At 70.6% G+C, this 23,976-nt stretch carries 24 protein-coding genes and 1 riboswitch; of the genes, 7 read left to right on the forward strand and 17 right to left on the reverse strand.

The genetic code is table 11. From position 1 onward, the window contains the following. Positions 1-15: 15 nt before the first annotated feature. The 14 genes from VV01_RS02705 to VV01_RS02770 form a co-directional block, all read right to left on the reverse strand. Entirely contained in the window at positions 16-1,086 is a 1,071-nt protein-coding gene (locus VV01_RS02705) for a 2-oxoacid:ferredoxin oxidoreductase subunit beta (protein ID WP_050668541.1), read from the reverse strand. Next, positions 1,083-2,993 carry a 2-oxoacid:acceptor oxidoreductase subunit alpha gene (locus tag VV01_RS02710; RefSeq protein ID WP_050668542.1) on the reverse strand — a complete coding sequence of 637 codons (1,911 nt, stop codon included), beginning with the start codon at positions 2,991-2,993 and terminating at the stop codon, positions 1,083-1,085. The genes VV01_RS02705 and VV01_RS02710 overlap by 4 nt, the downstream gene beginning before the upstream one ends. A gap of 134 nt (positions 2,994-3,127) precedes the next feature. After that, positions 3,128-4,738 carry a purine-cytosine permease family protein gene (locus VV01_RS02715; RefSeq protein ID WP_050668543.1) on the reverse strand — a complete coding sequence of 537 codons (1,611 nt, stop codon included), beginning with the start codon at positions 4,736-4,738 and terminating at the stop codon, positions 3,128-3,130. Positions 4,739-4,843: 105 nt separating this feature from the next. After that, positions 4,844-5,551 (reverse strand): urease accessory protein UreD, encoded by a 708-nt coding sequence (locus VV01_RS02720; RefSeq protein WP_050668544.1) that lies wholly within the window; start codon positions 5,549-5,551, stop codon positions 4,844-4,846. Further along, the gene (gene ureG, locus VV01_RS02725) at positions 5,548-6,246 is read right to left on the reverse strand and encodes an urease accessory protein UreG (RefSeq protein ID WP_050668545.1); all 699 of its coding nucleotides are present in this window, start codon (positions 6,244-6,246) and stop codon (positions 5,548-5,550) included. The genes VV01_RS02720 and ureG overlap by 4 nt, the downstream gene beginning before the upstream one ends. Further along, positions 6,239-6,898, reverse strand: coding sequence for an urease accessory protein UreF (locus tag VV01_RS02730; protein ID WP_050668546.1), 660 nt, complete (start codon positions 6,896-6,898; stop codon positions 6,239-6,241). The genes ureG and VV01_RS02730 overlap by 8 nt, the downstream gene beginning before the upstream one ends. An 8-nt stretch (positions 6,899-6,906) precedes the next feature. Continuing rightward, entirely contained in the window at positions 6,907-8,610 is a 1,704-nt protein-coding gene (locus VV01_RS02735; RefSeq protein WP_050668547.1) for an urease subunit alpha, read from the reverse strand. Next, positions 8,610-8,924 (reverse strand): urease subunit beta, encoded by a 315-nt coding sequence (ureB, locus tag VV01_RS02740; protein WP_050668548.1) that lies wholly within the window; start codon positions 8,922-8,924, stop codon positions 8,610-8,612. Before ureB ends, VV01_RS02735 begins: the two co-directional genes overlap by 1 nt. Continuing rightward, positions 8,921-9,223, reverse strand: coding sequence for an urease subunit gamma (locus VV01_RS02745; protein ID WP_050668549.1), 303 nt, complete (start codon positions 9,221-9,223; stop codon positions 8,921-8,923). Before VV01_RS02745 ends, ureB begins: the two co-directional genes overlap by 4 nt. Before the next feature lie 57 nt (positions 9,224-9,280). Continuing rightward, positions 9,281-9,787, reverse strand: a complete 507-nt coding sequence (locus tag VV01_RS02750) for a mycothiol transferase (RefSeq protein WP_050668550.1) — start codon at positions 9,785-9,787, stop codon at positions 9,281-9,283. A gap of 10 nt (positions 9,788-9,797) precedes the next feature. Continuing rightward, positions 9,798-11,288 carry a CoA-acylating methylmalonate-semialdehyde dehydrogenase gene (locus VV01_RS02755; RefSeq protein ID WP_050668551.1) on the reverse strand — a complete coding sequence of 497 codons (1,491 nt, stop codon included), beginning with the start codon at positions 11,286-11,288 and terminating at the stop codon, positions 9,798-9,800. Between the two features lie 186 nt (positions 11,289-11,474). Next, on the reverse strand, positions 11,475-12,146 hold the full coding sequence (locus VV01_RS02760; protein WP_050668552.1) for a methionine ABC transporter permease: 672 nt from the start codon (positions 12,144-12,146) through the stop codon (positions 11,475-11,477). Next, positions 12,143-13,174: a methionine ABC transporter ATP-binding protein gene (locus VV01_RS02765; protein ID WP_050668553.1), complete on the reverse strand. Its 1,032-nt coding sequence runs from the start codon at positions 13,172-13,174 to the stop codon at positions 12,143-12,145. The genes VV01_RS02760 and VV01_RS02765 overlap by 4 nt, the downstream gene beginning before the upstream one ends. Continuing rightward, a complete protein-coding gene (locus VV01_RS02770; protein WP_050668554.1) occupies positions 13,171-14,127 on the reverse strand; it encodes a MetQ/NlpA family ABC transporter substrate-binding protein in 957 nt (318 codons plus the stop codon). Before VV01_RS02770 ends, VV01_RS02765 begins: the two co-directional genes overlap by 4 nt. Before the next feature lie 195 nt (positions 14,128-14,322). Next, positions 14,323-14,434, reverse strand: a riboswitch (SAM riboswitch). Positions 14,435-14,597: 163 nt separating this feature from the next. On the opposite strand from VV01_RS02770, the gene VV01_RS23770 reads away from it, so the two are divergent. From VV01_RS23770 to VV01_RS02805, 7 genes are read left to right on the forward strand one after another with little or no spacing between them, the layout of a single operon-like run. Next, complete coding sequence (locus VV01_RS23770; protein ID WP_071606265.1) at positions 14,598-15,611, forward strand: NAD-dependent epimerase/dehydratase family protein; 1,014 nt, start codon at positions 14,598-14,600, stop codon at positions 15,609-15,611. Continuing rightward, the gene (locus VV01_RS02780) at positions 15,611-16,945 is read left to right on the forward strand and encodes a hypothetical protein (RefSeq protein WP_407942932.1); all 1,335 of its coding nucleotides are present in this window, start codon (positions 15,611-15,613) and stop codon (positions 16,943-16,945) included. Before VV01_RS23770 ends, VV01_RS02780 begins: the two co-directional genes overlap by 1 nt. 9 nt (positions 16,946-16,954) lie before the next feature. After that, on the forward strand, positions 16,955-17,335 hold the full coding sequence (locus tag VV01_RS02785; RefSeq protein ID WP_231635138.1) for an NADH-quinone oxidoreductase subunit A: 381 nt from the start codon (positions 16,955-16,957) through the stop codon (positions 17,333-17,335). Further along, positions 17,317-17,934, forward strand: a complete 618-nt coding sequence (locus VV01_RS02790) for a NuoB/complex I 20 kDa subunit family protein (protein WP_071606267.1) — start codon at positions 17,317-17,319, stop codon at positions 17,932-17,934. The genes VV01_RS02785 and VV01_RS02790 overlap by 19 nt, the downstream gene beginning before the upstream one ends. Then, positions 17,931-18,464 (forward strand): NADH-quinone oxidoreductase subunit C, encoded by a 534-nt coding sequence (locus VV01_RS02795; protein ID WP_050668557.1) that lies wholly within the window; start codon positions 17,931-17,933, stop codon positions 18,462-18,464. Before VV01_RS02790 ends, VV01_RS02795 begins: the two co-directional genes overlap by 4 nt. Before the next feature lie 5 nt (positions 18,465-18,469). Next, on the forward strand, positions 18,470-19,426 hold the full coding sequence (gene nuoH / locus VV01_RS02800; RefSeq protein WP_050671683.1) for an NADH-quinone oxidoreductase subunit NuoH: 957 nt from the start codon (positions 18,470-18,472) through the stop codon (positions 19,424-19,426). A gap of 12 nt (positions 19,427-19,438) precedes the next feature. Beyond that, positions 19,439-20,062, forward strand: a complete 624-nt coding sequence (locus VV01_RS02805) for a hypothetical protein (protein WP_231635139.1) — start codon at positions 19,439-19,441, stop codon at positions 20,060-20,062. A 500-nt stretch (positions 20,063-20,562) separates the two neighbouring features. Here VV01_RS02805 and VV01_RS02810 read toward each other — a convergent pair whose 3' ends face one another. From VV01_RS02810 to VV01_RS02820, 3 genes are all read right to left on the reverse strand, one after another. After that, a complete protein-coding gene (locus VV01_RS02810) occupies positions 20,563-22,521 on the reverse strand; it encodes an HNH endonuclease signature motif containing protein (RefSeq protein WP_050668558.1) in 1,959 nt (652 codons plus the stop codon). Positions 22,522-22,777: 256 nt separating this feature from the next. Then, positions 22,778-23,395, reverse strand: coding sequence for an MmcQ/YjbR family DNA-binding protein (locus VV01_RS24860; RefSeq protein WP_407942884.1), 618 nt, complete (start codon positions 23,393-23,395; stop codon positions 22,778-22,780). Between the two features lie 89 nt (positions 23,396-23,484). After that, positions 23,485-23,958 carry a hypothetical protein gene (locus VV01_RS02820; RefSeq protein WP_050668559.1) on the reverse strand — a complete coding sequence of 158 codons (474 nt, stop codon included), beginning with the start codon at positions 23,956-23,958 and terminating at the stop codon, positions 23,485-23,487. Positions 23,959-23,976: the final 18 nt, after the last annotated feature.

Consider the following 23,976-nt stretch of genomic DNA (forward strand, 5'->3'; position numbering starts at 1 on the left):
GGCGTCCGCCCCGGGTCAGCCGACGGTCCAGGTGTCCTTGCCCTCGAGGAGGGTCTGCAGGTCACGGTCGCCGGCAGGACCGCCCGCCTGCTCGACGGCAGCGTCGACCTGGGCACGCACACCGTCGTCGTACGTCGGTCGGACGACGTCGCGGAAGATACCCATCGGCACCTGCGCGAACGTCGGGTCGTCGAGCCTGCTCAGCGCGAACGCCTGGCTCGGGTCGGGATCACTGACCCGATGGCGTACGACGTGGGCCGGGTCGGCGTCGGCCTCGGGGACGACGCGGAGTCGCCCCTGGTCGTCGCGGACGACCACGCGAGCGCCGTCGCCCTCGCCCGCCCGGACCGGCTCATCGTCGACCAGGTGCAGGATGCGCGCGGTCTGCTCGTCGCGGTCCTTGAGCAGCTGGAACGCGCCGTCGTTGAAGATCGGGCAGTTCTGGTAGATCTCGACCAGGGCGGTGCCGCGGTGCTGCGCCGCCGCCCGGAGCACGGCGGTGAGGTGCTTGCGGTCGGTGTCCATGGTGCGCGCGACGAACGACGCCTCGGCGCCGAGCGCGAGCGACACCGGGTTGAACGGCTGGTCGACCGAGCCGAGTGGGGTCGACTTGGTGACCGAGCCGATGTCGGACGTGGGGGAGTACTGCCCCTTGGTGAGCCCGTAGATCTTGTTGTTGAACAGCAGGATCGTCATGTTGACGTTGCGGCGCATCGCGTGGATGAGGTGGTTGCCGCCGATCGAGAGCGCGTCGCCGTCGCCCGTCACGACCCAGACCGACAGGTCGCGCCGTGAAGTCGCGAGGCCTGTCGCGATCGCCGGCGCGCGACCGTGGATCGAGTGCATGCCGTAGGTGTCGAGGTAGTACGGGAAACGGCTGGAGCAGCCGATGCCCGAGACGAACACGATGTTCTCGCGGCGCAGCCCGAGGTCGGGCAGGAAGCCCTGGACGGCGGCGAGGATCGCGTAGTCGCCGCAGCCGGGGCACCAGCGGACCTCCTGGTCGGAGGTGAAGTCCTTGCGGGTCTGCTGCTCGTCCGTGGTGGGGACGCCGTGCAGCCCGGGCATGCCGAGGTCGGTGGTCATGAGAGGTCCTTGGTCTCGAGACGGCTCGCCCTGAGGGGCTCGCCTCCTCGCCCGGCGGCGTCGGCGATCACGTCGGCGAGCTCGGTGGTGCTGAACGGCAGCCCCCGCACGGCGGTGTGGCTGCGGACGTCGACGAGGTACTTCGCGCGCAGCAGCAGCGCGAGCTGTCCGAGGTTCATCTCGGGGACCACGACCCGGTCGTAGCGGTGCAGCACGTCGCCGAGGTCGGCGGGGAACGGGTTGAGGTGACGCAGGTGCGCCTGCGCGACGGTGGCGCCGGTGCCGCGCACGAGCCGGACCGCCGCCTTGATCGGGCCGTACGTCGAGCCCCAGCCCAGGACCAGCACGCGTGCGTCGCCGGACGGGTCGTCGACCTCGAGGGGCGGGATGCTGTCGGCGATGACGTCGATCTTGCGCTGACGCAGTCGGACCATGTGGTCGTGGTTGCCGGGGTCGTAGCTGATGTTGCCGGTGACGTCGGCCTTCTCGATGCCGCCGACGCGGTGCTCGAGCCCGGGCGTGCCCGGGACGGCCCACGGGCGCGCGACGGTCTGCTCGTCGTGGAGGTAGGGATGGAACGTCGGACTGCCTTGATCGTCAACGGCATTCGGCTCGGTGGCGAACTCGACGGTGAGGTCGGGGAGGTCGCTCACCCGGGGGATGCGCCACGGCTCGGACCCGTTGGCGAGATAGCCGTCGGACAGGACGATCACCGGGGTGCGGTAGGTCGTCGCGATACGCACGGCCTCCATGGCGGTGTCGAAGCAGTCGGTCGGGCTGCAGGGTGCGACGACGGCGACGGGCGACTCGCCGTTGCGTCCGAACATCGCCTGCAGGAGGTCGGCCTGCTCGGTCTTGGTGGGCAGCCCGGTGGAGGGGCCGCCGCGCTGGACGTCGACCACGACGAGCGGCAGCTCGAGCGAGACGGCGAGGCCGATCGTCTCCGACTTCAGCGCGAGCCCCGGACCGGAGGTCGTCGTCAGACCCAGCGCACCGCCGTACGCCGCGCCGAGGGCCGCTCCGACACCGGCGATCTCGTCCTCGGCCTGGATCGTCGTCACGCCGAACCGTTTGAGCGTCGACAACGTGTGCAGGACGTCGGACGCCGGCGTGATCGGATAGCTGCCGAGCACGAGCGGGAGCCCGCTGCGGTGGGAGGCGGCGACGAAGCCGTACGCGAGCGCCAGGTTGCCCGTGATGTTGCGGTAGGTGCCGCTCGGCATCGGGGCCGGTGCGACCGTGTAGGACACCGCGAACGCCTCGGTCGTCTCGCCGTAGGCGTGGCCGGCGTGCAGGGCGGCGAGGTTGGCCGCGAGGATCTCGGGCCGGTTGCCGAACTTGGTCTTGAGGTACGTCTCGGTGCCTTCGGTGGGCCGCGTGTACATCCACGACAGGAGACCGAGCGCGAACATGTTCTTGGCGCGCTCCTTGTCCTTGCGGGTCAGGTCGAAGCCGTCGAGCGCCTCGACCGTGATCGAGGTGAGTGGGACGCCGTGGACCTGCCAGGAGTCGAGGCTGCCGTCGTCGAGCGGGTCGGCGGTGTAGCCGACCTTGGCGAGGTTGCGCTGGGTGAACTCGTCGGTGTTGACGATGACCGTCGCGCCGCGGGGCAGGTCGCCGAGGTTGGCGCGCAGGGCAGCAGGGTTCATCGCGACGAGCACGTCGGGGGCATCGCCCGGTGTGAGCACGTCGTGGTCGGCGAACTGCACCTGGAAGCTGCTGACGCCGGGCAGCGTGCCCTGCGGTGCGCGGATCTCGGCCGGGAAGTTGGGCAGTGTCGACAGGTCGTTGCCGAGGCTCGCGGTCTCGGCGGTGAACCGGTCACCGGTCAGCTGCATGCCGTCGCCCGAGTCACCCGCGAACCGGATGACCACGCGACCGAGCCGTTGTGTGGACGTGGAACTCATCGTTCTGGCTCACCAGGCTTAGCGAGTGCGGGTCGTGCCTTGTCACCACACTAGGCCGGGCGTGTGACGTTCGCACGCACGTTGGCGCGTACGCCGTCAGAGAGCAGGCTCCACCCTCTGACGGCGTACGCCGGTCAACGGGCGGGCAGCACGTGCGTGCCGGATCGGTCGGTCGCCAGGCACAGCGAGCAGACATGGCCGTCACCGCGAGCCGACGCGAGCATGTCGGGGCGTTCGAAGGTCTGCGCGCACACGAGGCAGTCGAGCTCGGCGGCCGAGGGGTTGCCGTGCTCGTCGAACAGCGGCTCGTCGATGCCGTCGTGGTCGCGCCGCAGGTAGTAGCGGCCACGGGTCGCGACGGCGATGACGGGCGGGAGCACCGCGGCGAGCACGACGGCGACCAGCGGTGAGTAGGGCTTGAGGCCGTCACCCAGGCCACCGAAGTAGCACAGGATCGACAGCCCGCCGGCGATCAGGACGGTGCCGAAGCCGACCGGGTTGACGGCATACAGCATGCCGCGACGGAACTCGGGCACGGTCGGAGACAGGTGGAGCACCCACTTGTTGATCGCGATGTCGCTCGCGACCGCGACGATCCAGACGATCGCCATGTTGGCGTAGAACGACAGGATGTCGTTGAGGACGTCGAACATGTTGCCCTCCATGAGGGCGAGCGCGATGCCGACGTTGACGACGACGAAGACCAGCCGTCCCGGGTAGCGACCCGTCAGCCGTGTGAACGAGTTGGTCCACGCCAGTGAGCCCGAGTAGGCGTTGGTGACGTTGATCTTGATCTGGGACAGCACCACCAGGACGACGGCGAGGGTCATCGCGAGCCAGTACGGCATCATCTCGTCGTACGTCGTGAGGAACTGGTGCACCGGCTCGTTCGCGAACGACGCACCGTCACTCACGTGGGCGATCAGGTAGACCGCGAGGAACAGGCCGATGATCTGCTTGATCGCGCCGAAGACCACCCAGCCGGGCCCGGCGATCAGGACCGCCGACCACCAACGCCGAGAGTTCTCAGGGGTTTTCGGCGGCATGAACCGCAGGTAGTCGATGTTCTCGGCGATCTGGGCGATGAGCGACAGGCACACTCCGGCGGCGAGCATCGCGGACGAGAACAACGTCGCGGAGCCGTCCTTGCCGTCGTACGACAGGAACGTGCCGACGCTGTCGGGGTGGCGGATCACGAGGTACAGCAACGGGACTGCCATCAGCAGCAGCCACAGAGGGGTCGTCCACAGCTGCAGCTTGGCGAGCGCCTTCATGCCGTAGATCACCAGCGGGATCACCATCACGCTGGAGACGAGGTAGCCCAGCCACAGCGGGATGTGCAGGCCCAGCTGCAGGCCTTGCGCCATGATCGAGCCCTCGAGCGCGAAGAAGATGAACGTGAACGTCGCGAAGATGACGTTGGTCAGCACCGAGCCGTAGTAGCCGAACCCGGAGCCGCGGGTGATCAGGTCGAGGTCGAGGTTGTAGCGCGCCGCGTAGATCGCGAGAGGCACGCCCGTCACGAAGATGATCAGCGCGGCGATGCCGATGCCCAGCAGTGCGTTGGTCGTGCCGTGGGCGATGCCGATGTTGGCGCCGATCGAGAAGTCGGCCAGGTAGGCGATGCCGCCGAGCGCGGACGTCGCGACGACGCCGGTGCCCCAGCGGCGGTAGCTGCGTGGCGCGAAACGCAGGGTGTAGTCCTCCAGCGTCTCGTTCGCACTGCGCACAGCGGTGTCGGTCATGGTGCTGCCTTCCCGTCGGGAACCGGACCTGATGACGGTGGCGGCAGCGTGTTGTGGTCGTCGTTCGGTCAGGTTTCGGGCGCGTAAACCCCGATGTGGGGTCGGTCACGTCCAGGCGTGCCAGGCGCGTGCCGCCGTCGAGCGGTGTGCGTCGTGGACCAGGTCGCGGGCGATGGCGCCGGGCTGGTCGAGCCGGAGGACCGCAGGCCCGCCGGCGGCGAGAGGGTCGAGACGCCGGCCGAGGACGGTGACCGTGTCGATGACCCGGTGGCCTGCGAGCATGCCTGGCATCCCGACGGACTCGGCATCGAGCGTGAGTTCTTCGACGTACGCCGGCCGGCCGGCGTACGTCATGCGCGTGCGACACACCAGCGAGCCCGGAGCCTCGCCGGTGCGGCCGAGCGAGACCGTGTCGCGCAGCAGGAGGCGCCCACCCTCGGCGACCTGGGCGTCGAGGGAGCGACGCACGCGGGCACCGGACGAGACGACGAGAGGTTCGCCGTGCCAGACCAGCGACGCGCCTTGGTCAACGCGAATCGTCATGTCCCACAACGCTTCTGCGCCACGGCCGTCGTACGCGACCGTGCCGGCCACGTCGCGCAGGTCGAGCCGCACCCCGGCGCCGACCGTGACCGCGACGCGCACGTGGTCTCCCGCGAGCAGGGTGGCCGAGGTCGCCACGAGCGCGACCGAGGCGCACCCGACGTCAGCGTTCAGCAGCCGTGGCGCGAGGAGCCCGCTGCTGAGGGTGACGCGGGCGCGGGTGCCGTCAGGCCCCGCCGTGACGGTGATGCGCGTGGTGCGTTCGGTCAATGCGCGTGCACCGTGCCGTCGGCATGGCTGTGCGGAGCCATCGGACCTGGGTCCTGCGGCTGGTGCGCGCCGCTGCGATGGGCGGCGAGCGTCGTACGCACCCAGTCGGTGAGGGCCTGCACGGATGCCACGTCGGTGCGGGAGAGTGCGACGACCGGTCGGCCACCGCGCGCCTCGCGGCCCTGCCGCTCCATCAGGTCGACGTCGACGCCGACGTGGGGCGCGAGATCGGTCTTGTTGACGACGAGCAGGTCGGCCCGCGCGATGCCCGGCCCGCCCTTGCGGACGACGTCCCCGCCGCCGGCGACGTCGAGGACGAACAGCTGCGCGTCGACGAGGGCGGGCGAGAACGTCGCGGTCAGGTTGTCGCCGCCGGACTCGACGAGCACGAGGTCCAGCGGTGCGAAGTCGGCCTCGAGGTCCTCGACGGCGATCGCGTTGGCGGTGATGTCGTCGCGGATCGCCGTGTGCGGGCAGGCGCCGGTCTCGACCGCGCGGATGCGCTCGGGGTCGAGCACGCCTGCGGCGCGGAGCATCTGGGCGTCCTCGTCGGTGTAGATGTCGTTGGTGACGACGCCGATCTGCAGCTCACCGGACAGCGCTCGGCACAGCGTGCCGATGAGCGACGACTTGCCGGTGCCGACCGGACCGGCGACGCCGAGGCGCAGGGCGCGGGTGGGGGTGGGCTCAGGCACGGAACAACCTCCGGGGTGCGTGGTGATGGGCGTGCTGCCACAGCTCGAGCGCGGGCGCGGCAGGAGCCGGGATGTCGTCGGGTTCGGTGAGCTCGGCGACGCGGCGTACGACGTCGTCGACCTCGGCGGCGAGCTGCAGCGTCCAGGTGACGGGTTCGGCGGGGTCGAGCGGCACCAGCTTGAGTGCCGCTGCGCCGACGGTCTGCAGGTCGTCGTGGCAGATCAGCCGGGCGAGCGCGGGCGGGTCGATGCCGAGGTGGTGAGCCAGCAGAGCGACGGCGACCGGTCGTGGCCGGTGCTCGGTCGCGCGCGGCTGAGAGCCGCCGTCGAGCCGGGCCAGCAGGCGCAGGTAGCCGCGGCCCACCTCGATCGCGGCCGCGCGGACGACCTCGCTCGGGGTGCGCGCCGCCCACGCGTCGGTGACCCGTTCGAGAGGTTCGCCGGTGCGCAGGGCGTGCAGGGCGACCACTGCGGTGGCGGCGTCGACCGTCGTCGCGGTGCGCAGGCGCGTACGCAGGTACGCCGGGACGTCGGCCTCGGGGAGGCCCGCCAGGAGCGCGGGTTCGAGGCCGCCGGACTGCGTGTGCCCACCCGTGGGCAGGCGCGCGTCCGCGAGCAGCAGGACGCCGAGATCGGCTGTGGCAGTGGACAACTCGCGCCTCAGAACATCGAGTAGAGCTGGGCGAGCGGCAGCTCGGTGGCCGGCTGCGGGCGTACGGTCCCACCGTCGACGGCGATCGCGAACGTCTCGGGGTCGATGTCGATGCGCGGTCGGGCGTCGTTGTTGACCATGTCGGCCTTGGTGACGTCGCGCGTCGGTCGTACGCCGACCAGCTCGCGTCGCAGGCCGAGCCGGTCGCGCAGACCGTCGTCGAGCGCCGCAGGGGACACGAACGCCTTCGACAGGTCGGCACCCGCGGCGTTGACCAGGGCCGGCCGCATCAGGACGGGCTGCGGTGTCGGGATCGACGCGTTGGGGTCACCGAGCGCGGCCCACACGATGGCGCCGCCCTTGATCACGACCGACGGGCGGACGCCGAAGAACCGCGGGTCCCACAGCACCAGGTCCGCGAGCTTGCCGGTCTCGACGGAGCCGACCTCGTGGTCGATGCCGTGCGCGATGGCCGGGTTGATCGTGTACTTCGCGATGTAGCGGAGCGCTCGCTCGTTGTCCGCCGGCCGGGTCTCGCCGAGCGGCCCGTACCTCGCCTTCATGACATGAGCGACCTGCCAGGTGCGGGTGACGACCTCGCCGATGCGACCCATCGCCTGCGCGTCGGACGACGTCATCGACAGCGCGCCCAGGTCGTGCAGCAGGTCCTCGGCGGCGATCGTCGTCTCGCGGATGCGTGACTCGGCGAACGCGAGGTCCTCGGGCACCGCCGGGTTGAGGTGGTGGCACACGATGAGCATGTCGAGGTGCTCGGCGACGGTGTTGACGGTGTGCGGCAGCGTCGGATTCGTCGATCCCGGAAGGACGTTCGGCTCCGAGGCGATCGAGAGGATGTCGGGAGCGTGGCCGCCGCCGGCGCCCTCGGTGTGGAAGGCGTGGATGCTGCGCCCGCCGATCGCCCGCAGCGTCGAGTCGACGTAGCCCGCTTCGTTGAGGCTGTCGCTGTGCAGCGTGACCTGCAGGCCGTACTCGTCGGCGGCCCGCAGGGCGGCGTCGATCGCGGCGGGTGTGGAGCCCCAGTCCTCGTGCACCTTGTACGCGGCGGCTCCGCCGAGCGCCTGCTCGCGCAGTCCTGCCTCACTGACGGTGTTGCCCTTGCCCATCAGCAGGACGTTGACGGGCAGGTCGTCCAGCCCACGCAGGACGTGGGCGAGGTGCCACGGCCCGGGCGTGACGGTGGTGGCCTTGGAGCCCTCGGACGGTCCGGTGCCCCCGCCGCCGACCGTCGTGATGCCGGTGGCCAGGGCCTCGTGCAGCTGGCTGGTCGACAGCAGGTGCACGTGCATGTCGATGCCGCCCGCGGTCAGGATGCGCCCCTCGCCGGCGATCACGTCGGTGCCGGGGCCGATCTCGAGGTCGGGGTGGACGCCGTCGGCGATGTCGGGGTTGCCCGCCCGGCCCAGCGCGACGATGCGCCCGGCGCGGATGCCGACATCGGCTCGTACGACCCCGCCGTGGTCGAGCACCACGGCGTTGGTGATGACGGTGTCCAGCGCCCCGTCGGCGTTGCTGCGGGTGCCCTGCGCCATGGACTCGCGGATCGTCTTGCCGCCGCCGAACACCGCCTCGTCGCCGCCGACGGTGAGGTCGCGCTCGACCTCGATCCACAGGTCGGTGTCGCCGAGGCGCACCTGGTCGCCGACGGTCGGTCCGTAGAGCGCGGCGTACTGCTCGCGGTCGATCTGCACCATCAGCGGTCACCGCCGATCTGCAGGCCTGGTACGACGGCGCGCCCGCCCAGGCGTACGGCGCTCACCTCGCGCGAGACGCCCGGCTCGAACCGGACGGACGTGCCGGCCGGGACGTCGAGCCGGAATCCCTCGGCCGCGGCGCGGTCGAACGCGAGTGCGCTGTTGGCGGCCGGCAGGTGCAGGTGCGAGCCGATCTGGACGGGTCGGTCGCCGGTGTTCTCGATGACGAGGCTGATGCGCTCGCGGCCCTCGTTGAGATCGATGGTGCCGGGCCGGACGCGGATCGCGCCGGGGCCGGTGCTGGCGCCGCTCATGCGATCGGGTGGTGCAGCGTCACGAGCTTGCGGCCGTCGGGGAAGGTCGCCTCGACCTGCACGTCGCTCAGCATCTCGGCGACGCCGTCCATCACCTGGTCGCGGCTCAGGACGCTGCGACCCTGCTCCATCAGGTCGGCGACGAGCGCTCCCTCACGAGCGCGCTCGATCACCCAGGTCGACAGCAGCGCCACCGACTCGGGGTGGTTGAGCCGTACGCCGCGCGCGAGCCGGTCGCGGGCGATGATGCCTGCGACCGACAGCAGCAGCTTCTCGGTGTCGCCAGGGGTCAGGTGCATGCCTGCCAGTAGAGCAACCGCATGTGTCGGCGATGTTTCTCGCCGGTGACGCGTGCGTCAGGAGACCAGCCCGCGGACGTACGCCGCCTGACCGACGTGCTGCGCGGTGTCGTCGACGACCGACACCAGGCGTACGGCACGGGTCACCGGCGGGTCCCAGCGCCGGTCGATGACCTCGCCCAGCTGCTGGTCGGTGAGGTCCTTCAGCACGGTGAGCGTGAGCTCGTGCGCGGCCTGCTGGTAGTCCCGCAGGAGGGCCGTGTCGGTGGTCGAGAACGCGCCGACATCGGCGCTGCTCTGGCCGTAGCCCGTCGCGTCGGCGGCGTACGGCAGGGCGAACCGCTCGACGAAACCCTCACTGCTCCAGACCTGCTCGGCGCCCACGAGATCGGCCAGGTGAGAGTCCTGGACACGACTGAGGTGCCACACGAGCCAGCCGATCGAGTTGGCGTCGGGCCTGGGTCGGGCAAGGACCTGCTCGGGCGTCAAGCCGTCGAGGACGGTGGCGACGTTGTCGCGGACGCGCTCGAACCCGTCCTTGAGGATGTCGGTCGCCGCAGTCATCGAATCTCCTTCAGTGCGTGGGGAATCCGAGGTTGATCTGGCTCTCGGACGGGTCGGGCCACCGGGTGGTGACGACCTTGCGGCGGGTGTAGAAGTCGAACGACTCGGGCCCGTAGATGTGGGTGTCACCGAACAACGACTGCTTCCAGCCACCGAAGGAGTACGCACCGATCGGCACCGGGATCGGCACGTTGACGCCGACCATGCCGACCTCGATGTCGAACTCGAACGCGCGAGCGGTCTTGCCGTCACGGGTGAAGATCGCGACGCCGTTGGCGAAGTCGCTGGCGTTGACCAGGGCAACCGCCTCGTCGTACGACGGCACACGCACCACCGACAGCACCGGGCCGAAGATCTCGTCGTCGTAGACCTTCATGCCGGGCTTGACCTGGTCGACGAGCGAGACGCCGATGAAGAACCCGTCCCCGTCGAACTGCTGCTCACGGCCGTCGACGACCACGGTGGCTCCCTCGTCGGCGGCGCCCGCGACGTAGGACGTGACGCGCTCGCGGGCGTCCGCGGTGATGAGGGGACCCATCTCGGAGGCCGGGTCGGTGCCGTCGCCGACGGTGAGGCGACTGACGCGGTCACGGATGCGGTCGACCAGGTCGTCGCCGATGTCGCCGACGGCGACGAGCACGGAGACGGCCATGCAGCGCTCGCCGGCCGATCCGTACGCCGCCGAGACCGCTGCGTCGGCGGCCGCGTCGAGGTCGGCGTCGGGCATGACGACCATGTGGTTCTTGGCGCCACCCAGGGCCTGAACGCGCTTGCCGTTGCTGGCTGCTCGCTCGTAGACCGACTTCGCGACCGGCGTGGATCCGACGAACGAGATCGCCTGCACGGTCGGGTTGTCGAGCAGCTCGTCGACCGCCTCCTTGTCACCGTTGACGACGTTGAGCACGCCGGGCGGCAGGCCCGCCTCGGCGAACAGCTCGGCCAGCCGCAGCGCCGCTGAGGGGTCTCGCTCGGACGGCTTGAGCACGACGGTGTTGCCCGCGGCGATGGCGGTGCTGATCATCCACAGCGGCACCATGACCGGGAAGTTGAACGGCGTGATGCAGGCGACCACACCGAGCGGCTGACGGACCTGATGCACGTCGACGCCGCGCGCCACCTGCTCGGACCGGTCGCCCTTGAGATGGGTCAGCAGCCCGGTGGCGAACTCGACGTTCTCCAGGCCACGGCTCACCTCGCCGGCGGCGTCGCTGACGACCTTGCCGTGCTCGGAGGTGACGATGCGGGCGAGCTCGTCCTGATGCTGCGTCAGCAGGTGCCGCAGCCGGAACATCGCGTCGGCGCGCTTGGCCAGCGGCGTCTCACGCCACGCACGCGCGGCGTCCTGCGCGACCTGCACCGCCCGGCGTACGTCGTCCGCGCTCGCGAGGGCGACGTCGTGGCTCTGCTCGCCGGTGGCCGGGTTGAACACCGGTCCGACCCGGTCACCCCCGGCCTCGTGCTCGCCGCCGATGTAGTGACCGATCCGAGTGCGCTGAGCCATGAAACCGACGCTACGCGCCGGGCGACCCTGCGGTCGAGACCGCACCCGTTGGTTGAGCCGGTCCGAGGCGCAAGCCGAGGACCGTGTCGAAACCACCGCGACCGCGAGGGAGACCCTCCCCGAGCGGCACCTCGGTTTCGACACGGTCTCGCGCTGTGGGGCTCGACCGGCTCAACCAGCGGAGTGTCAGCGGCGCATGACGCGGCGGGCGGCGTACAGGCCCGCGAACTGAGCGACCTGCACGATGACCACGATCGCTGCGACCGCCGCCCAGGTGACACCCCAGTTGAACCGCTGGTAGCCGTAGGAGATCGCGAACTGGCCGAGCCCGCCGCCGTTGATCGCGACCGCTGCGGCCGACATGTCGACCACCGCGACGAACGCGAACGTGAAGCCGAGGATCAGTGGTCCGAGCGCCTCGGGCACCAGGACCGTCCGGATGATCCGCCAGGGCGAGGCTCCCATCGACTGAGCGGCCTCGACGACGCCGGGGTCGACCGAGACGAGGTTCTGCTCGACGATGCGTGAGATGCCGAACGTCGCGGCCACGATCAGCGCGAACGTCGCCGCCTTGATGCCGATGGTGGTGCCCATCGCCTTCATCGTGAGCGGCCCGATCGCGGTGATCAGGATGATGAACGGAATGGGCCGTACGAGGTTCACCAGCACGTTGAGGACGGTGTAGACGGGCCGGTGGGCGAGGATGCCGCCGCTGCGGGTGGTGTGCAGCAGTACCCCGAGCGCGAGACCGAGCAGTCCGCCGATGAGCAGGGTCAGCGACACCATGACCAGCGTCTGCTGGATCGAGTCGAGGAAGACAGGACGCAGCTCGCCCCAGGCGGTGTCGGCGCTGATCATGCGACGTCTCCGTCCACGAGGGTGCCGCGCAGGTCGGCGGCGGCACGGCGTACGGCGTCGGGGTCGCCCTGCAGCAGCACGGTGAACGTGCCGAGGGCGTCGTCCTTGACCGCGGTGTAGCCGCCGTGGACGAGCTCGAACGTCACGTCGTGGCGGCGGACGAGGTCACTGAGCCGACCACCGATGGTGTGCCGGTCGTCGACGGTCACGGTGACGACCTCAGCGTCGTACGCCGACCGCAGCTGCTCCAGCTCGCCGTCGCCCGGCCGCGTGCGCAGCGTCGCGTCGAGGAAGCGGCGGGTGGTCGCGTGGCTCGGAGCGGCGATCACGTCACGGACGGGGCCGTGCTCGACGAGGACGCCTCCGTCGAGGACGGCGACGTGATCGGCGAGAGAACGCACGACGTCCATCTCGTGGGTGATGACCACGATCGTCACGCCGAGCTCTTCGTTGACCCGGCGCAGCAGCCGCAGCACGTCCTGCGTCGTGTCGGGGTCGAGGGCGCTGGTGGCCTCGTCGGCGAGCAGGATCGGCGGGCTGGTCGCGAGCGCGCGGGCGATGCCGATGCGCTGCTTCTGGCCGCCGGACAGCTCCTCGGGGTAGGCCCACGCCTTGTCGGTGAGGCCGACGAACGACAGCAGCTCGGCGACGCGTGCCTTCTGCCGTTCCTTCGACCAGCCGGCCAGCTGCAACGGGTAGGCGATGTTGCCGAAGACGGTGCGTGAGGAGAACAGGTTGAACTGCTGGAAGATCATGCCGATGCGCGAACGCACCTCACGAATCTCCTTGGCGCTCAACGAAGTCAGGTCCTTGCCGTCGACGACGACGCTGCCCTCGGTGGGGCGTTCGAGACCGTTGATGAGGCGTACGAGCGTGGACTTGCCGGCGCCCGAGTAACCGATGACCGCCGACACCCGACCCTGCGGGACATCGAGGTCGATGTCCCGCAGGGCCGTGACGGTGCTCTTGCCGCGCGTGAACGTCTTGCCGACGCCCCGCAGCTCGATCAGTGCGTCGTGCTCAGTCACTTCTTCGCGTCCGCCTTGAGCTTGTCCGTGATCTTCACCAGGTCGGCCCGCGGCTTGTCGACGATGACCGCGGTGCCCTTGGAGTACGCCTCGACCTGCGTGATCACCGAGGGGTCGTGGTAGAGCTTCGCGATCTTGAGGTAGGTCGGGTTGTCCTTGTCCTCGGCGCGCGCGACGAACGCGTTGATGTAGGGCTCGGCCTCCGGGCGCTTCGGGTCGTCGTTGAACAGCGCCTTCTTCGGGTCGAGCTTGGCGTCGAGGGCGAAGTTGTTGTTGATCACCGACGCGTCGACAGACGGCAGCGAGGCCACGGTCTGCGCGGCGTCGACCGGGGCGACGGTGACCTTGGAGGCGCCGGTGTCGATGTCCTTGGGGGTCGACAGCGTGTTGCCGCCGCCCTTGAGCTTGAGCAGGCCGGCCTGCTGCAGCACGAGCAGCGCCCGCGCCTGGTTGGTCGGGTCGTTGGGGATCGCGACCTTGCCGCCCTGGGGGATCTGGTTGAGCGCCGTGTGCTTCTTGGAGTAGACACCCAGCGGTACGACGACCGTCGAGCCGATCGGCGTCAGGTCCTGGTCCGCCTCGACGTCGTACGTCGCGAGGAACTGCAGGTGCTGGAACAGGTTGAGGTCGGTCTGCTTCTGCGCGAGGGCGGGGTTGGCCTGCGTGTAGTCACCGAAGTTGACCACCTTGATGGTGATGCCCTGCTTGGCGGCGAGGTCCTGCAGCGGCTTCCAGTAGGGCGCGCTCGCCTCGGTCGTCCCGATGCTGACGGTCTGCGTGCCGCCCTCGTCGTCGTCGGACGCGACGGCCTTGATCGCGAAGCCGGCGGCGACGAGGACGACGACGCCGGCGGCTGCAGCGCCGAACAGAGCGCCCTTGCCGCGGCCGGGCTTGTCGGGCAGCGCGGGCGTCGAACCGTCAACATTCTCAGGGGTTTTCGGGGTCTCGGACATGGTGGTTCCTTTCGGTGCGGGCAGGGAGGACGGCAGGGTCAGCCGACCCCTGCGGGGTTGCTGCGGTGGGTGCGTGAGGGCTGTGCGGCGCGCCTGTCAGCGGCAGCGCGGACAGCAGCAACGACGGGTGGTCGTCGGTGCCGAGTGGTGCGTGTGGTGGTGCATGGGCGTCCTCGAAGGTCGGCCACTACGGGAGTGGAGTGCTTGCGCGAGGGTTGGTCGCGCCCGGTCGTCACCTGGAGCACCCCGCCACGTCCGTGAGGGTTGCCGCCCAGCAAGCCAGGGCTTGTCGCTGGGTCTCATGACCTGGGCCTACGGTAAGAACGCGTTCAGCGGGAAGTCAAATGGGTAACCCAACACGGGATTATGACGTGGGTCACGTCGGGACCGGATGTGACGAAGTGCGGAACGATCGCCTGACGGGGCCGATCCCGCTGTGTCCCAACAGGTCTCGCGCCTAGCGTGAGTACATGAGACTGCTCGTGACCGGCGGCGCCGGGTTCATCGGACGGCACGTCGTGGACGCTGCGACGGCAGCCGGTCACGACGTGACCCGGCTCGACCTGGTCGACGGTGATGACGTACGCGACCCGGACGTGGCCGAGCGCGCGGTGCACCGCGTCGACGTCGTCGCGCACCTGGCGGCCAAGGTCGGGCGCGGCGTCGACGTGGCGGACCTGCCGGCGTACGCCTCGCACAACGACGTCGGCACGACCACGCTGCTGGCAGCGATGGCACGCCGTGGCGTGCGCAGGCTGGTGCTCGCGAGCTCGATGGTCGTCTACGGAGAAGGGCGCGGCCGTTGCCCTCAGCACGGCGTCACTCGCGGGCGACCACGAGAGCCGGGTGCGCAGCCCCTCCTGGATCGCGGGCAGCTGGGCCGCCACGTGCACCAGCAGCGCGCCGACCAGCAACCAGGCCGTCGCGAAGTGGACGGCGACGAAGTCCCAGGGCCACGGGTAGTACTGCAGGACGTTGAGGAAGCCCGTGACCAGCTCGAGCAGCGCTGCGGCGACGAGCAGCCCGACCGCCGCACGCTCGGCGCCGTGCACGAGCGAACGCACCGGTGGCCACTGGCGCAGCCGGTGCTGCACGGACCACAGCTTGGCCAGCAGCAGCGGGATCGCCGCGATGCCGGTGATCACGTGGACGCCCTGGGTGAGGCGGTATCCCCACGCCGGCGAGGCCGGCGGAGGCAGCCACCCCCACGGATGCGCGTGGTATTGGCTGATCAGCCCGGTCGCGAAGCAGACGAGCATGGTCACGCCGACGGCGAGCCCGAGGCGAGCGGTGAGCGGCCGGCCACGCGTCGGTCACGGGTCGGACGACGGCCACCACGAGGGTGGGGCATCGGGCAGGCGGGGGAGCGTCGGCGGCATGGGTCCATCGTGCTGCCGACGGCCCCGATTCGACCCTTACGAAGTGCGGAACACGTTGGTATCCGGTCGATCTCGCTCGTTCTACCGGCGACGATGGGGGCGTGATGGTTGCTGGAGGACTCGTCGGCCTGATGGTCGTCGGCGTCACCGTCTTCGTGCATCACCCGGGCGACCATGCGGTGCAGGTCTGGTCCCAGGTGGCTGCCTTCGGGGTGCTCCTCGCCCTGCTGTGGTGGCTGCGCCGCACCGTGTTGTCCCGACGAGTCCTGGCCGGCGTACTCCTCGGCGGGTGCGCGCTCCTTCAGGTCGTCGCGCTCACGGCGGCTCCGTCGAGCAGCGACGACGACTTCCGCTACGTCTGGGACGCGAAGGTGCAGCTGAGCGGCACCGACCCGTACCGGTACGCGCCGGTCGACGCCGAGCTCACCCCGCTGCGTGGCGAGTTCGCGTTCCCGACCGAGCGTCCGTGCCCGGCGCACCGGGCTGACGAGGTGTGCACCGAGATCAATCGCCCGACGGTCCACACGATCTACCCGCCGGTGGCGCAGAACGCGTTCGTGGCGATGCGGGTGGCCGGCGCCGGCCATGACTCGCACCGGCCGCTACAGGTGTCCGCAGCGATCGGCGTCCTCGCCGTGGCACTGCTGCTCGTGCGCTGGAGCCGCACGCGCGGGACGCCGCTGTGGTGGGTCGCGGTGTGGGCGCTCAACCCGCTGGTCGCGGTCGAGGCGACCAACAACGCTCACATCGACTGGCTCGCCGTGCTGCTCAGCGTGCTCGGGCTGCTCGCGCTGGACCGCCGCAGGACGTACGCCGCCGGGCTGGCCTTCGGGGCCGCGGTCGCGACCAAGCTGTTCCCGGTCGTCCTGCTCGCCACGGCGGGGCGCCGGCCGTCGCGGATGACGGCCGGAGCGCTCACGGTGCTCGTGCTCGGCTATCTGCCGCACGTCGTCGCCGTCGGACCCGCAGTGCTGGGCTACCTGCCGGGCTATCTGCGTGAGGAGGAGTACGCCGACGGCGGGCGTTACCTGGTGACCGGCCTGCTCGTCGGCGACGCAGCGGCGGCCGTGGTCACCCCGTTGCTGCTCGCGGGCGGGCTGCTCGCGCTGTGGTGGTGGGGCGATGCCGAGCGGCCGGAGTGTACGGCGGTCACGGCGGTGGGGCTGTACCTCGCGCTGACGACCCCGAACTACCCCTGGTACCCGCTGCTGCTGGTGGTCCTCGTCGCGATGACCGGCCGGTTGCGGTGGTTGTGGTTGTGCCTCGCGCCGACGCTGACCTACTTCGCTCCGGCCCTGCCGTGGGACTGGTCGACGACCCGGCTGGTGAGCTATGTGGGGGCGGTGGGCCTGGTCGTCGCCGCGCAGGTGCGCGACCGGCGTACACCTGACAGGTCGGATGACGGGCGGGTCCACCAGGTGAGGCTCGCTGCTCGTTAGGCTGCCCGGGTGAGCGCGAACCTGGCGGGATACCTCGTGGTGGCGGCGGTGGCTGTCGCCGGTCTCCTGCTGTTCGTCGTCGCGATGCTGATGCGCCGGCTGCTCTCGCCCGTGTCACCCAACCCGGTGCGGCTCACGACGTACGAGTCCGGTGTCGACCCGGTCGGCCTGCACTGGGCGCAGACGCAGGTGCGCTACCTCGGGTTCGCGTTCCTCTACGTGATCTTCGCGGTCGATGCGGTCTACCTGTTCCCGTGGGCGACGGTGCTGCGTGACGCCGACCTGGGTGCGGCGAGCCTGGCCGAGATGGGCATCTTCATCGCGGTGATCCTGGTGGGGCTGCTGCACGCCGCACGACGCGGACTGCTCCGATGGGACGTGACGAGCTGATGACCGTCGACCTGCCCACCCCACGCGTCGGGCCCCTGCACAACCACGCGCCCAAGCCGATGCGGCTCGTCCTCAACTGGGGTCGGCGCTACTCGTTGTGGGTGTTCAACTTCGGGCTGGCGTGCTGCGCGATCGAGTTCATCGCGGCGTCGATGGCCCGGCACGACTTCATCCGGCTCGGCGTGATCCCGTTCGCACCCGGCCCGCGCCAGGCCGACCTGATGGTCGTGTCCGGCACGGTCACCGACAAGATGGCGCCCGCCGTGCGTCGGCTGTACGACCAGATGCCCGAGCCGAAGTACGTCATCTCCTTCGGTGCCTGCTCCAACTCCGGCGGCCCGTACTGGGACTCCTACTCCGTCACCAAGGGCGTCGACCAGCTGATCCCGGTCGACGTCTACGTTCCGGGTTGCCCGCCGCGGCCCGAGGCGCTGCTGCACGGCATCCTGCGGCTGCAGGACAAGATCGCCGAGGAGCGGCTGTCGACCCGTTCGTACGCGTCCAGGCGCAGCTTCGCCGGCGCCGTCACCCGGCCGCTGGTCCAGGAGCCTGAGGCGGGGGCCACGCGCATCCTTCCGCGCTCGGAGTCCGACGCATGAGCGACGTCGCGGCCGAAACCCCTTCTCGTGACTGCGATCTCGAGCACTGGGTCGACACGCTGCGCGCTCTGCGTGCCGAGGGGTTCGACTACTTCGACTGGTTGACCGCGGTCGACGAGACCGACCGTGACGAGGCGCCGGGGTTCGACCTGGTCGTCCACCTCTACGACATGACGCCGGGCGCTGTCCGCAGCACCCTCGTACGCACGCGTGTGCCCGACGGTGAAGCCGTGCCGAGTGTCACGCCGCTGTGGCGGGGCGCCGCCTGGCACGAGCGTGAGACGCACGAGATGTTCGGCATCGAGTTCGCCGGGTTCGACGACGGGTCCGGTCTCGGGATGCGTCCGCTGCTGCTGCCCGACGGGTTCGACGGCACACCGCTGCGCAAGTCGTTCGTGCTGGCCGCGCGTGCGTCCAAGCCGTGGCCGGGAGCCAAGGACCCGGGTGAGTCCGGTGACGCCCCGCGCAAGCCCGGTCGTCGCAAGAACCTGCCACCCGGCGTACCCGACCCGTCCTGGGGGCCGCGGTGAGCAACCTGTCGTGGTTCGACGTCGTCTGGCACGCGGTGCTCGTCCTGATCGCGTTCCTCACGCTGCCGCTGCTCGTCGGGCAGACCGAGCACAAGGTCATGGCCCACATGCAGGGTCGGCTCGGCCCGATGTACGCCGGTGGGTTCCACGGGTGGGCGCAGCTGATCGCCGACGGGGTGAAGTTCACCCAGAAGGAGGACATCGTCCCGGCGGCGGCCGATCGGGGTGCGTTCCGGTGGGCGCCGGCGGTGTCGCTGATCGCCTACCTGCTCGCGCTCGCTGCGGTGCCTTTCTCCCCGTCGCTCGTCGGGGCTGACGTGCCCGCGTCGCTGCTGCTCGTGCTCGCCGTGTCCGGTGTCGGCACCGTCGGCACGCTGATGGCGGGGTGGTCGTCCGGCAACAAGTACGCCCTCATCGGCGCGATGCGCTCGGCCGCCCAGCTGGTGTCGTACGAGCTGCCGCTGATCCTGTCGTGCGCGTCGTTCGCGATGGCTGCCGGCACGTTGTCGCTCACCGGTATCGCGCACGCGTGGACACCGCTGTGGCTGATCTGGCAGCTGCCGGGGGCGCTGGTCTTCCTGGTCGCAGCGACCGCCGAGCTGCAGCGGCCGCCGTTCGACATGCCGGTGGCCGACTCCGAGGTCGTCATGGGCCCTTACACCGAGTACACCGGGCTGCGGTTCGCGTTCTTCCTGCTCGCCGAGTACGCCGGCATCGTGGTCATGTCGGTGCTGTTCGCGGTGCTCTACCTCGGCGGCTGGACCGGGCCGCTCGATCACTGGATCGGCTGGTTGTGGACGCTGCTCAAGGGTTTCGCGATCGCCGTGCTGATCATCTGGATGCGGGTGTCGTGGCCGCGGCTGCGTGAGGACCAGCTGCAGCGGTTCGCCTGGTTGTGCCTGGTGCCGGTCGCGCTGCTGCAGCTCGCGATCACGGCGGTCGGCGTTGTCCTCACGGCCTGAACCGGTCGCGTGATGGGGATCCACAGCTTTCACCTCGCCGAGGTGCCGCCGGGGGTTGCTGCGCGTGCGCTGCTGCGACACCGCACAGCACCGCCGATCGCGGGCCTGACGCACATCGAGCACCTGTCTCTCATGCGGCTCGGTGCACCTGCCGTCTCGCTCGAACGGCTGCAGCTGCGACGGATGGCGGTGTTCGCGCAGTGGGAGTCCGAGCAGGGGCTGGAGGCCCATCTCGGGTCCGACCCGCTCGGCCGGCACCTCGCGCGCGGGTGGCACGTCCGGCTGGAGCTCGTACGCCGGTGGGGCGCGGTCACCGGTCTGCACCGGCTGCCGCTCAACGCGAGCACGATGGACCCCGCGGAGCCGGTCGTCGCCGTGACGCTCGCCCATCTCAAGCTTTCCCAGCTCGGCAGGTTCTTCACGTGGGGCCGCCCCGTCGAGCGCCTCGTCCGCGATCATCCCGGCCAGACGCTGGCCGTGGCAGCCGTCCGGCCGCCGAGGACGTTCTCGACGTTCAGCGTGTGGCGCTCGGGGACCGCGATGCGCGACATGGTCGAGGGCCATGGTGATGGCGCGACCAGCGGCACCGGCTCGGTGCCGGATCCGGATCGGCACGCGCGCGATGGCCGAGCGTGAGCGTCAGGACTTCCACACCGAGTTCACCACGTTGCGGTTCAGGCCGCTGTCCGAGCACGGGGCCTGGGATGGTCGCACCCAGGTCGTCCCGATCTGACACCGGTGACACCGGTCGCCGAGAGGTGCGTATGAGGCACGGCTACACCAACTCGACCTCTTCCTCGAACGGGTTGGTGCACAAGGAGTTTCGCGGACCCGACGCCTCCGTGCGTGTGGCTCGTGAGGTGGCGGCGCTCAGGGGCTTGCGCGATGTCGTGCCCGTTCCAGAGGTCGTGGCTGCTGATGCGCTGTCCGTGACGACCGCCCTGGTGAGCGGGCGCCACGGACAGGACCTCCTCGACCGCGATCCCGTGGGAGTGCTGCGCGCCTGCGGCGCGGTGCTCCGGCGGATCCACGCACATCGAGATCGCGGGACATCGCGCGACCTGGCCCGTGCCCTGACGAGAGCCCCGTCATACGTCGGGTCTCTCGACACGGCGCAGGGTCGGGTGGGACGCGGCTCAGAACGGTGGCGGGTCGTCGTCGGGCGAGCCCGCTCGTACGAGCGTGATCGGCTCCGCGGGCTGGAACACCTGCACCTGAACCGGCGCTCCGCCCGACGCGTTCGCAGCGCCTGCTGGTGACGGATCGTCGGCCCGCGGACAGCTGTCAGGCTGCGCAGTGGCGGCGGCTCGTCGCGGAGGGTTGGCCCTCGTCCTCGGCGTGAGCGCCATTGCGAGGGCTGCTGACTCGGGCGCCATCGCGACAGGATCGGCGTACGGCTCGATCAGGGCCGCGAGTGCGCGCTCCATGCTCGAGCGCGGTGACGACGGGCCGCAGACCTCTTGTGGGTCGTGATGGTCGAACGGGCGCGTCGTGATGCGTTGGCCCGTGAGCGTCGTCCACCGCACGATGCCGCCGCTGCCTTGCTCGGACCGCCACCAGCCGCGTGTCTTGGGGTTGTGGTGCCCGCGATGGAGCGCGTACAGGTTGTCGGGATGTGTTGCGCCGCCTGAGGGTTCGTCGGTGAGGGCGTTCCAGGTGACGGCGTGGTCGAGGTCGCACTCGACGGCCGGGTGCTCGCAGCCGGGTGCGCGGCAGCGTTGGTCGCGAGCCTGGACCTGGCGCCGCATCGCGGCGGGTGGGCGATAGGTGGACGCGGCGTCGACGACGGCGCCCGACACAGGATCGGTGACCAGACGGCGCCAGATGGTGCCCTCGGCGAACGCGAGTCGGCGCACCTGCTCAGCGGTCAGGAAGCCGAGGCCGGGTACCTCGCCGACGCCACCGCCGACGACCGGTGCGGACCCGCTGGGCACAGATCCGTCGAGGCTCGAAGCACTCGTCAGCGGCGAGCCAGGCGCCGTGCCGGACGGCGTGCCGAAGGCCGCGCTCGCCGCCTGCCCGGACGACGTGGCGTGGTCAGCGACGCCGGCCGCGCGGGCGTCAGCGGCGGGCGTGAACAGGGACGACAGGTGCACGATGACCTGCAGGTGGGCCGGGGGAGCGTCACTCAGGAGAGCATCACCGGCGACCTGGCCACGGATCAGCAGGTCGGTCGCGATGTCCGAGCGCAGCTGAGCGAGGGTACGGGCGTCGCCGGCTGCGCGGGCGCGGCGCGCGAGGTCGGTGACCCGGCGCTGCGCGGCGAACGCGCGCTCGCGGGACGCCGTGATCGTCGTACAGGCCATGCCGAACGGCTGAGCAAGGGTGTCGGCGTCTCGTGCACCCTCGGCGTCACGAGCGCGCCGACGAGCCGCCTCGACCTCCGACTCCGCCAATGCGAGCTGACGCGCGAGGCGACGGCGAAAAGTGGCTTGGGACAACGGGACTCGCTCGAGCAGCGCGGCGATCTCGGCCGCGTCGCCCGTGCCGTCGTCGCTGGTGGTGTTCGCCGTCGCGGGGCCGGCGACTCGCAGCACGTGCCGTGCGACCTGGTCAGCTGTGAGCGGGTCGAGGTGCCGGGTCTCCTTGAGCAGCGTGATGGCTCGCCAGGCGCTGAGCGTGCCGGAGGCCATCCGCGCGCGGAGATAGCCGGCGCGCTCACGCGTCGCCGAGGCGAGGGCCACCCGATCGCGACACTGCGTGACCGGCCGACCGGTGAGCAGCTGGACATCGGTGGCCGCCGCGGTGCGGGCCAGCGCCGCCTGGGTCTGTCGGGTCGAACGCGCCTCGTGCTGGCCGAGATCGAGGCCGGGATCGTCTTCGACCGCCCGTAGCAGTGCTCGTGTCGCCTCGATCTCGACGCTCTCGGCCCACGCCTGCACACCCTGCGCAGCGGTGATCAGAGCGCCGGAGGAGGCTCGGGCGGCGGCATACGCGTCGTCGCCCCCTGCGGTGCTGTCAGCGCTGGTGCAGTGGCGGGCCATGCCGCCCGAAGCTGTTGCGGCATGGACGATCTCGGTCATCCACGCGGCGAGGTGAACGGGGAGGCCGGCGAGCGACAGCACGGGCTCATCGACCTGGTCGGTCGTCGACATGCGGCCCTCCCCACCTCTCGCCTTCGAACGTCTGTACGACTCTATCGCACAGTCGGGAGCCGTGCAGGAGTTCGCGAGAAGTGCTGTGGATGCAGGATTTCGCGCGGTACGACGGGGGCTGGGTGCTCGTCCGCGGTCACCGTGGTCTCGACGCGGGCTTGCCCTGTGGGGCTCGCCCGGCTCGACCGGCGGAGGCCCGGCTCGCCCGGGTCGACCGGCGGAGGCCCGGCTCGACCAGCGAGAGCGCCGACGGGCCTCACCCAGCAGACACGGGAGGCGGACCAGGCCCGTCAGGGTGGGTGAGGTCGTACGCGCGCCACACCTTCTGCGGCACCACCATCCGCCAGGCATCGACGACGAGCTCGCGCGCCTCGGTCGGGTCGAGGGCGGCGAGGTCGGACTCGATCCAGTGGAACCGCAGGTCCGACTCGCGCGGGAGATGAAAAGCCGACGGCCGCGCGCCGACCATCGCCTCCCGCTCCTCCTTGGGGAAGCCGAAGCCCATCTCGGTCTCGTCGAGCGAGAAGGCGACGTAGACGATCTGCTTCACCCTGAACTTCAGCCGCCCTCGCACGACGGCCGTGTACGACCGCTCCAGCGAGGAGCCGAGGTCGAGCACGTCGTCGAGGGTGGCCATCAGGAGTCCAGCCGGTACACCGACAGCTCGATGCCGGTCACGGGGACGCCGCGCCGCAGCAGGGGTACGCCGACCCGGCCGGTGCCGATCGCGAGCTAGCTCCAGCGCCGGTCCGTCGCCGGCGAGCCGGGCGAGCAGGTCGACGGTGGGGTCGAGGACGGACGGCTCGAACATCGAGGCCGAGCCCTCGTCGTACCTCGCGGCGGTCTCGGCGTCCCACAGATCACTGCTGGTCATGAGAGCCAGTCGACCAGGGAGTGAGCAGTCGCGCGACCCGTTTCAGGGGCTGGGGGCGTGCGGTACGACCGCACCGCCCCCTGGCCCGGTCAGGTGTAGGGGTTGTCGGCGTACGCAGAGTAGGCGCACTGCACGGCGACACCGCTGCGGTGAGTGCAGACCTGGAGCCGGATCCCCTTGACGGACAACGCGTAGCCGCTGGTCGTCCACGTGCGCGGCTGACCCACGCCGTACGCCGTGACCCAGCCCGTCACGATGTTGCCGTTGGTGCGGTAGACCGTCGCACGGACCGAGGCGGACTTGCCGTCGCGCGCGGTGTCGTACGCCGTCATCTTGTAGGAGATGACAGGCGCCTCGTCCTTGACGGTCCAGGTGATCGTCGCCGTCCCGGTGGCGCCGGGCACCTCGGCTCTCAGGGCGTACGTCGCCGCCGACGCCGAGCTCATCGGGGTGAGGGCCAGGAGGCCTGCGCCCACGGCGGCGGCGCCCAGCGCGAGCCCGCGGCGGGGCGTGCGTCGGGCGCGTGCGGTCGGGTTCTGGGCTGTGCGAGTCGTGCTGGTCACGGAGTGTGGCCTCGTCCC

The organism is Luteipulveratus halotolerans (genome assembly GCF_001247745.1).
In the GTDB taxonomy this organism is placed as follows: domain Bacteria; phylum Actinomycetota; class Actinomycetes; order Actinomycetales; family Dermatophilaceae; genus Luteipulveratus; species Luteipulveratus halotolerans.

Coding starts and splice junctions, on each gene's coding strand:
- VV01_RS02745 (WP_050668549.1), bottom strand. CDS start 9,223: ATGCACCTGACCCCTGGCGACACCGAGAAGCTGCTGCTGTCGGTCGCA.
- VV01_RS02710 (WP_050668542.1), bottom strand. CDS start 2,993: ATGAGTTCCACGTCCACACAACGGCTCGGTCGCGTGGTCATCCGGTTC.
- VV01_RS02780 (WP_407942932.1), top strand. CDS start 15,611: ATGGTTGCTGGAGGACTCGTCGGCCTGATGGTCGTCGGCGTCACCGTC.
- VV01_RS02755 (WP_050668551.1), bottom strand. CDS start 11,288: ATGGCTCAGCGCACTCGGATCGGTCACTACATCGGCGGCGAGCACGAG.
- VV01_RS02715 (WP_050668543.1), bottom strand. CDS start 4,738: ATGACCGACACCGCTGTGCGCAGTGCGAACGAGACGCTGGAGGACTAC.
- ureB (WP_050668548.1), bottom strand. CDS start 8,924: ATGAGCGGCGCCAGCACCGGCCCCGGCGCGATCCGCGTCCGGCCCGGC.
- VV01_RS02705 (WP_050668541.1), bottom strand. CDS start 1,086: ATGACCACCGACCTCGGCATGCCCGGGCTGCACGGCGTCCCCACCACG.
- VV01_RS02770 (WP_050668554.1), bottom strand. CDS start 14,127: ATGTCCGAGACCCCGAAAACCCCTGAGAATGTTGACGGTTCGACGCCC.
- VV01_RS02805 (WP_231635139.1), top strand. CDS start 19,439: ATGGGGATCCACAGCTTTCACCTCGCCGAGGTGCCGCCGGGGGTTGCT.
- VV01_RS02760 (WP_050668552.1), bottom strand. CDS start 12,146: ATGATCAGCGCCGACACCGCCTGGGGCGAGCTGCGTCCTGTCTTCCTC.
- VV01_RS02810 (WP_050668558.1), bottom strand. CDS start 22,521: ATGTCGACGACCGACCAGGTCGATGAGCCCGTGCTGTCGCTCGCCGGC.
- VV01_RS02735 (WP_050668547.1), bottom strand. CDS start 8,610: ATGGTGCAGATCGACCGCGAGCAGTACGCCGCGCTCTACGGACCGACC.
- VV01_RS02795 (WP_050668557.1), top strand. CDS start 17,931: ATGAGCGACGTCGCGGCCGAAACCCCTTCTCGTGACTGCGATCTCGAG.
- VV01_RS23770 (WP_071606265.1), top strand. CDS start 14,598: ATGAGACTGCTCGTGACCGGCGGCGCCGGGTTCATCGGACGGCACGTC.
- VV01_RS24860 (WP_407942884.1), bottom strand. CDS start 23,395: ATGACCAGCAGTGATCTGTGGGACGCCGAGACCGCCGCGAGGTACGAC.
- VV01_RS02790 (WP_071606267.1), top strand. CDS start 17,317: ATGGGACGTGACGAGCTGATGACCGTCGACCTGCCCACCCCACGCGTC.
- VV01_RS02750 (WP_050668550.1), bottom strand. CDS start 9,787: ATGACTGCGGCGACCGACATCCTCAAGGACGGGTTCGAGCGCGTCCGC.